At 72.4% G+C, this 7,469-nt stretch carries 6 protein-coding genes; 4 read left to right on the top strand and 2 right to left on the bottom strand.

Annotation, left to right across the window (positions count from 1 at the left end):
* Positions 1-161: 161 nt before the first annotated feature.
* Positions 162-722, bottom strand: a complete 561-nt coding sequence (locus tag ACFWPT_RS25085; protein WP_380379183.1) for a TetR/AcrR family transcriptional regulator — start codon at positions 720-722, stop codon at positions 162-164.
* Positions 723-1,216: 494 nt separating this feature from the next.
* Here ACFWPT_RS25085 and ACFWPT_RS25080 point away from each other — a divergent pair, with 494 nt between their 5' ends.
* From ACFWPT_RS25080 to ACFWPT_RS25065, 4 genes are all read left to right on the top strand, one after another.
* A complete protein-coding gene (locus ACFWPT_RS25080; protein ID WP_380379178.1) occupies positions 1,217-2,209 on the top strand; it encodes a tetratricopeptide repeat protein in 993 nt (330 codons plus the stop codon).
* Between the two features lie 719 nt (positions 2,210-2,928).
* A complete protein-coding gene (locus ACFWPT_RS25075; RefSeq protein ID WP_063347768.1) occupies positions 2,929-3,591 on the top strand; it encodes a DUF6230 family protein in 663 nt (220 codons plus the stop codon).
* Between the two features lie 132 nt (positions 3,592-3,723).
* Complete coding sequence (locus ACFWPT_RS25070; RefSeq protein ID WP_380484392.1) at positions 3,724-4,365, top strand: DUF6114 domain-containing protein; 642 nt, start codon at positions 3,724-3,726, stop codon at positions 4,363-4,365.
* A complete protein-coding gene (locus tag ACFWPT_RS25065; protein ID WP_380484390.1) occupies positions 4,362-5,825 on the top strand; it encodes a hypothetical protein in 1,464 nt (487 codons plus the stop codon). The genes ACFWPT_RS25070 and ACFWPT_RS25065 overlap by 4 nt, the downstream gene beginning before the upstream one ends.
* A 125-nt stretch (positions 5,826-5,950) precedes the next feature.
* Here ACFWPT_RS25065 and pyk read toward each other — a convergent pair whose 3' ends face one another.
* A complete protein-coding gene (gene pyk / locus ACFWPT_RS25060) occupies positions 5,951-7,378 on the bottom strand; it encodes a pyruvate kinase (RefSeq protein WP_063347766.1) in 1,428 nt (475 codons plus the stop codon).
* Positions 7,379-7,469: the final 91 nt, after the last annotated feature.

The following is a 7,469-nucleotide window of genomic DNA, read 5'->3' as shown; positions in this document are numbered from 1 at the left end:
GATCCGACAACCGCTCACCCGCACACGACTTGACCTGCCCCACCCTCGCCACACCACAACCAACGAGACAGACACACCAAAGTCACTGGCATTGGACCTAGGACGTGCCGGTGGGCCGCCCCGTACGGAGCTTCTTCGTGCGGGGCGGCTTCGCCATGCGCTCAGTCGCCCAGCAGGCTGGGGAAGGGGCCGAGCAGCAGGTTGGTGAAGCGGCGGGTCCAGTCGGCGGTGATCGGCTCGCCGCTGACCAGGACGCGGTGCTCGACCGTCCCGGCGATGGTGTCGAAGATGATGTCGATCTCCTCGCGGGCCGTCCGCGGGTCGGCGTCCGGGGCGAGTTCGCCGCGCACCTGGGCGGCCGCCCGGCCCTGCCGGACCAGGCGCTTCTGCGGGTCGACGATGGCCTCCCGGATCCGGCGGCGCAGGTGCGGGTCGCGGGTGCCCTCGGCGAACAGCGCGAGCAGCGCGGCCTGGGTCTCGGGGCGGGCCAGCAGGTCGGCGAACTGGGCGACCACCGCCTCGATGTCGGCCCGCAGGCTGCCGAGGTCGGGCATCACCAGGTCGTCGAAGAGGCTGGCGACGGCGTCCACCACGAGTTCGTTCTTGGACGGCCAGCGGCGGTAGAGGGTGGTCTTGGCGACCTTGGCGCGGGTCGCGACGTGGCCCATGGTCAGCCCGCCCCAGCCGAGTTCGGCGAGGGCCTCGCGGGTGGCGTCGAGGATGGCGCGGTCGGCGGCGGCACTGCGCGGGCGCCCCTTGGCCCTGGTCGTGGCACCCGCCGAGGGGGCGGGGCCGTCCGCGGTCTCCGGGCCCGTGACGTCCGGGTTCGCGGGGGGCTGGGGGGCCGGCAACCGGGCCTCCTTGCGCTCTACTGGTGAGTAACATGGGTGGGGCTGGTAACGGTAGCGGCTGTTCGCCCGTTCGGGCAGCCGGGCCGCCCCGGAAAGTGGGGCAGGTCACGTCGCGGAACCGCCGGTGGGGCTTGCGGCCGGGACCCCGGCTCCAGTTACGCTACGACTCGTAGCGAAAGCAGTGACAACCAGGCGCCGCACCCGTGGGACGGGGCGGCGCGGGCGCGGGTGGGGATCCGCGCCGAACGGTTCAGGCTACCGGGGGAGGGCCACCGCGCCCGGGAATCCGCGCCGCGCGGCCCGCGCGGGGCGACTTTCCCGAGGTTGGTTGCCCGCAGGCGGCGCGGACGGGGGAGGATGGTGCCATGCAGCCACGGAATTCGCGTCTCAACAGCTCCGCCCTGCGCGGTGCGGTCGACCTCGCCGCAGTGAAGGCAGCCGGCGAGGCTGCCCAGAAGGCCGAGCAGGCCCGGGTCGAGCGGGCCCGCCAGGCGGCCGCCGACGAAGCGGCCGGAGTCGCCCCCGAGCAGTCCGCCTACGCGCTCGTCATCGACGTCACCGAGGACACCTTCGAGTCCGAGGTCGTCCAGCGCTCCACCGAAGTGCCGGTCGTCATCGACTTCTGGGCCGAGTGGTGCGGCCCCTGCAAGCAGCTCAGCCCGATCCTGGAGGGCCTGGCCGAGGAGTACGCCGGCCGGTTCGTGCTCGCCAAGATCGACGTGGACGCCAACCCGCTGATCTCCCAGCAGTTCGGCATCCAGGGCATCCCGGCCGTGATGGCCGTGGTGGCCGGCCAGTTGGTGCCGCTGTTCCAGGGCGCCGAGAGCGCGGCCAACGTCCGCAAGGTGCTGGACCAGCTGATCCTGGTCGCCGAGCAGCGCTTCGGCGTGGTCGGCGGCGCCGGGGCTCCGGGCGAGGCGCCGGACGCCGCCCCGCAGCGGCCGGAGGACCCGGCCCTGGCCGCCGCGCACGACGCGCTGGACAGCGGCGACCTGGGCGGCGCCGTCCAGGCCTACCGGAACGTGCTGGCCGACCAGCCGGGCAACACCGAGGCCAGGCTGGGCCTCGCCCAGGCCGAACTGCTGCAGCGGATCGAGAGCGTGGACCCGCAGGCCGTCCGCGCCGCGGCCGCGGCCGACCCGAAGGACGTCGAGGCCCAGCTGCGGGCGGCCGACCTGGACCTGGTGGGCGGTCACGTCGAGGACGCCTTCGGCCGGCTGGTGGACACCGTCGGCCGGACCGCCGGTGAGGACCGGGACGCCGCCCGGCTGCGCCTGCTGGAGCTGTTCGAGGTGATCGGCACGGAGGACCCGCGGGTCACCGCGGCCCGCACCGCGCTGGCGCGCGTGCTGTTCTGACGCTGCCTCCGGTCCGGGCCCGGCCGGTCCCGGGCGGGCCTTGGCGCGGCGGATGACCTGCGGTGTCGCCGGGTGATTTGGCGACAATCCGGTCAACCGGACAGAGGTTTACCAAATCTTGACAACACCCGTGGACAGTCACACTTGGTGACTGTCCGCGGGTGTTTCGTTCGTGTTTCCGGCGGATTTCTTCGTCACGTTTCCTTCAAGGTGTCACGCACGGTGCATGCCGCGCCGATTTCATGATCAACGCTGTCGGCTGTTGCATTACCCGTCAGTAAGGAACCTCTTGTGCTTCGCCCGGGATTCGAGCACGATCGGCGACGCCCGGTCCCTGACTCCACACCCTCCGATCCGGTCGGCCACGTGGAGCGCGGGATCCCCACCGGGTGATCCGCCGGCCCCGGTCGGCGGTAGGGAGGGCAGGGGGGTATCCGCGGTCCCACGGCGGTTCCTGTCCTTCGACCGGCCGCGCGGCCCTGCGCGGTCGCTGGTTGTCGCTCGGGGGTGATCGCCGATGTCGTCGGTCCTGCCCGCCGCCCCGCAAGGACGGCCGGTGGAGGGACGGGAGTGCCGCTGTGTGCCGGCCGCTCCCGCGTCCGACGACGCCCAAGGCGCTCTCCGCTACCGAGGACGTAGCTCTCTCCCATCCCAGTCCCCCACCGGCGCGGGCGCGCCGCCGGGGAGCCGGAGATGTACGTCCTAGAAGGAGGACTCGCATGTCCCAGACCTACGGCAAGACCCGCTGGAAGCGCTTCGCCCTGGTGATGGTGCCGAGCATCGCGGCCACCGCGATGGTCGGCGCCGCCATGGCCAACAACGCGCTGGCGGCTTCGTTCAGCGTCTCCGGCCAGAGCTTCAAGGTCACCACGCCGGAGCTGCACGGCAAGAACTTCGCCCAGTTCGGCTCGATCGACGCCGAGGTGAACGGCACTCCGCACCCGGTCGCCGTCTCGGCCTTCGACGAGGCCACCATCAAGGGCCTCTGCCAGTCGGTGGTGACCGACCCCAACGTCATCCCCGGCCTGCCGTGGAAGCTGCCCAAGATCGTCCTTCGCCTGGAGGCGGGCAACAGCGACGACGTCAAGAAGCAGGTCTACGCCAAGAACCTGCTGATCGACCTCGACCAGCTGAACGCGGACGCCGAGTTCACCAACATCAACATCGGCCAGGACGCCTCGACCCTCAAGGGAGAGGCCACCCAGGGCTGGAAGTCCAAGCTCGGCGGCCTGCCGTCCGGCGCGACCGGCTTCGCCCAGGCCGCCGACAAGGCCGACCTGTACAACGTGCAGCAGACCGCCTGGGCCACCTCGGCCGGCACCTTCAAGCTCCCCGGCCTGAAGCTCGCGCTGCACACCGACGGCACCGGCGAGTGCTACTAGGCCGTTGACGGGCGGCGGACCGGGCCCGGTCCGCCGCCCCGACGGCACCTGAGGGACCGGTGGCGGCGCGTGCGCCGTCGCCGGATCCCGTGTCTCGTCCATCCCTCGTTCACACCATCGAGGAGCTGCACCGTGTCCAGCGCCCTTGCCTCATTCCGGCCCGCCGAGCACGAGAACCCCGTCCAGTGGCTGCGCCGGGTGTTCCGTACCTTCCGTCGGACGCGGCCGTACTACGGCGGCCTGCTGGCCATGATCGCCGGCGTCCCGATCATGTACTTCCCGTACGCCAAGCTCTCGTTGGGCGGCATGACGGTGGCCATGGCCACCACGGCGGGCGCCGGATCATTGATCATCGGCGTGCTGCTGATCGTGCTCGGGCTGACCGCGTGGTTCCAGCCGACCGTGCGGGTCTTCGCGGGAGTCGCCACCACCCTGCTGACGCTGGTCTCGATCCCGGTCTCCAACCTGGCCGGGTTCGGCCTGGCGCTGCTGCCGGGTCTGATCGGCGGCGGTCTGATGGCGTCCTGGGCGCCGCTGCCGGAGCCGAAGGCGGCCGAGACCGCCGTCGCCGCGAGCGTCGCCACCGAGGCCCCTGCTCCCGAGGCCCTCGCCTCCGAAACCCCTGCCTCCGAGGCCGCCGTCGCCGAGACCGCGGTCGTCGCCGGGAGCGTCGCCACCGAGCCTGCTGCCGCCGAAGCGCCCACCGCGAAGCTGCCCGCACAGGCCGCGTCGAACGAGCAGGCCGTCGCCGTGGACCCGAAGGAGGCGCGGTGAGCGCGTCGGAGGACCAACCGCAGCGCGCCGGTCGACACGCGGCGCCGCGCACGCCCGTCCGGGTCCGGCTGAGAGGCCGCGCGCTGGCGATGGCCGCGGTGCCGACGGCGCTGCTGATGGCCGCCGCGTACACCCCCAACCCGGCCGTCGCCGAGTCCACGGCGGGCAAGCCCTGCGGTACCGCGCCCGCCACCGTGCCGGACGTCGCGCCGCTGGAGACGCCCGTCCCCAAGAGCGAGCTGCCCGAGCCACCGCCCGGTCCGTCCACGGTGCCCTCGACGGTGCCTTCCACAGCGCCTTCGACGGGGCCCTCGACGGGGCCGAGCGCGATCCCCACCCAGACGCCGACCACCGCGCCCACCCAGCAGCCCTCCGCGCCGGCCGGTACGCCGAGCGCCGACGCGACGCCGACCGGTGCCCCGACCGGCGCGGCCACCACCCCGGCGACCACGCCGTCGGCCGCCCGCTCCGCCGCCCCCGGCGGTTCGGACACGGTCCACCGGGCCGGGCTGATCGACGACGTCCTGGGCGGCGTCAACCACCTGCTGGACCCGGGTGGTTCACCGAGCCCGACGCCGAGCGCCCAGTCGACCGGCACCCCCGCGCCGACCACCACCCAGGCCCCCACGCCGGCCGCCCCGGCCCCGCGCGCCGGGACGCCGGCCCAGCCGCAGGCCCCGACGGCCGGGGCCCCGGCCGACGCGCAGCCCGGCACCCCGCCGCCCGCCACCGCCGGCAGCGGCGAGCAGACCCCGGCGGGCGACCAGGCCTCGCCCGCCGCGACGGCCTCCGCTGACGGTGGCCCGGCCGGCGGCACGACGGGGAAGCCGAGCGGCAAGGCGAGCCCGAGGACGGCCCCCGCCACCCCGTCCGGGGCCGCCACCGACACCCCGTCGTCCTCGCCGAGCGCCAACCCCAACTGCGCGGTGGACACCAGCGGCCTGACCGCCGGCGCGCCCCCCACCGGGGACGTCGTCCCGCAGCAGAACTGGACACTGGCGACCAGCCGGCTGGCGCTGCACGGCGCGGCCTTCCACGGCGTCTACGACGTGCGGACCCCGACCGGCACCAAGCGGGTGCTGAAGTTCGTGGTGGACACCGTCGACATCGACAACCTCGACATGTCGACGTTGCAGGGCAACGGCAAGACCTTCCACGTGAAGGGCGCCCCCGGCTCGACCTCGACCATGCGCAAGGGCCCGGTCACGATGTACGTGGAGCGGCTGTCCGGCCACCTCTCCAAAGTGCTCGGCCTGCCGATCCCGATCGACCTGGGCGAGATCACGCTCACCCCGGACACCCTGCCGCGCTGGCTGTACGACCTGATCGGCTCGATCCCGGTCCCGCTGGACCTGGAGCTGACCGGGGTCACCGCCAAGCAGGCCGGCCAGTTCGGCGGCACGCTGACCATCCCCGGCATGCGCCTGTTCAACGACGACGCGCCGTACAGCGACAAGTAGACGCGCCGTACGGCGACGAGTAGGCGACCGGCAGCCGCGCCACGGCGGCGGCGACGTCGCGAGAACGCCCGTGGGGCGGCCCTCCACCGGAGGACCGCCCCACGGGCGTCGGTGCCACGGGGGTGTTACTCGCCCCGGGTGCCCAGGTGGTGCACCTGGACCATGTTGGTGTTGCCGGGGATGCCGGGGGGCGAGCCGGCGGTGACGATGACGGTCGCGCCCTCGGCGAGCTGGCCCATGCTGAGCAGCTCGCGGTCGACCTGGGCGACCATCGCGTCGGTGGACCCGACCTGCTCGGTGACGTGCGCCTCGACGCCCCAGCTCAGCGAGAGCTGGTTGCGGGTGGCGACGTCCGGGGTGAACGCGATCACCGGGATCGGCGAACGGTAGCGGGACAGGCGGCGGGCGGTGTCACCGGACTTGGTGAACGCGACCAGCGCCTGGCCGTTCAGGAAGTCGCCCAACTCGCACGCGGCGCGGGCGATCGAGCCGCCCTGGGTGCGCGGCTTGCGGCCCGGGTTGAGCGGCTGGAGGCCCTGGGACAGCAGCTCCTCCTCGGCCCTCTCGGCGATCCGGCTCATGGTGCGGACGGTCTCGATCGGGTACTTGCCGACGCTCGACTCGGCGGACAGCATGACCGCGTCGGTGCCGTCCAGGATGGCGTTGGCGACGTCGGAGACCTCGGCGCGGGTGGGGCGCGAGGCGTGGATCATCGACTCCATCATCTGGGTGGCGACGATGACGGGCTTGGCGTTGCGGCGGGCCAGCGTGATCAGCTGCTTCTGGACCAGCGGCACCCGCTCCAGCGGGTACTCGACGGCCAGGTCGCCGCGGGCGACCATGATGGCGTCGAAGGCGAGGACGATCTCCTCCATGGCCTCGACGGCCTGCGGCTTCTCGATCTTGGCGATGACCGGCACGCGGATGCCGACCTCGTCCATGACCTCGTGGACGTCCTTGACGTCGTCCGCGTTGCGGACGAAGGACAGGGCGACCATGTCGACGCCCAGGCGCAGCGAGAAGCGCAGGTCGTCCTTGTCCTTCTCGGACAGGGCGGGCACGTTCACGGCCGCGCCGGGCAGGTTGATGCCCTTGTTGTTCGAGAGCACGCCGCCCTCGATCACCACGGTCTTCACCCGCGGGCCGTCGACGCTGACGACCTCCAGGGCGATGACGCCGTCGTTGATCAGGATCGGGTCGCCGGGCTTGACGTCGCCGGGCAGGCCCTTGTAGGTGGTGCCGCAGATGTGCTGGTCACCGGGGACGTCCTCGGTGGTGATGGTGAACTCGTCGCCGTTGTCGACGGTCACCGGGCCGTTGGCGAAGGTCGCCAGACGGATCTTGGGACCCTGGAGGTCGGCCAGGACGCCGATGGCCTTGCCGGTGTCCTCCGAGACCTGGCGGACCTTGCGGTACCGCTCCTCGTGGTCCGCGTGGTTGCCGTGGCTCATGTTCAGTCGGGCGACGTTCATGCCCGCCTCGACGATGGCCTTCAGCTGTTCGTAGGAGTCCGTCGCCGGACCCAGGGTGCAGACAATTTTCGCTCGGCGCATATGGATCAGTCTATCCGTTCGTGTTATAGGTGCATTCGGCACGAATCGTGAGGAATCGCCAACGAAGGATCCCGAGGGGCGAGACGGCGTC

The sequence above is a fragment of the Kitasatospora sp. NPDC058478 genome, from assembly GCF_042720345.1.
Lineage (GTDB): Bacteria > Actinomycetota > Actinomycetes > Streptomycetales > Streptomycetaceae > Kitasatospora.
Note: the sequence above shows the minus strand (reverse complement) of the source record. Positions and strands in the feature narration are given on the sequence as shown.

Excerpts from the sequence above, each read along its gene's own strand:
- ACFWPT_RS25080 (WP_380379178.1), top strand. The coding sequence starts at position 1,217 with ATGCAGCCACGGAATTCGCGTCTCAACAGCTCCGCCCTGCGCGGTGCG.
- ACFWPT_RS25075 (WP_063347768.1), top strand. The coding sequence starts at position 2,929 with ATGTCCCAGACCTACGGCAAGACCCGCTGGAAGCGCTTCGCCCTGGTG.
- pyk (WP_063347766.1), bottom strand. The coding sequence starts at position 7,378 with ATGCGCCGAGCGAAAATTGTCTGCACCCTGGGTCCGGCGACGGACTCC.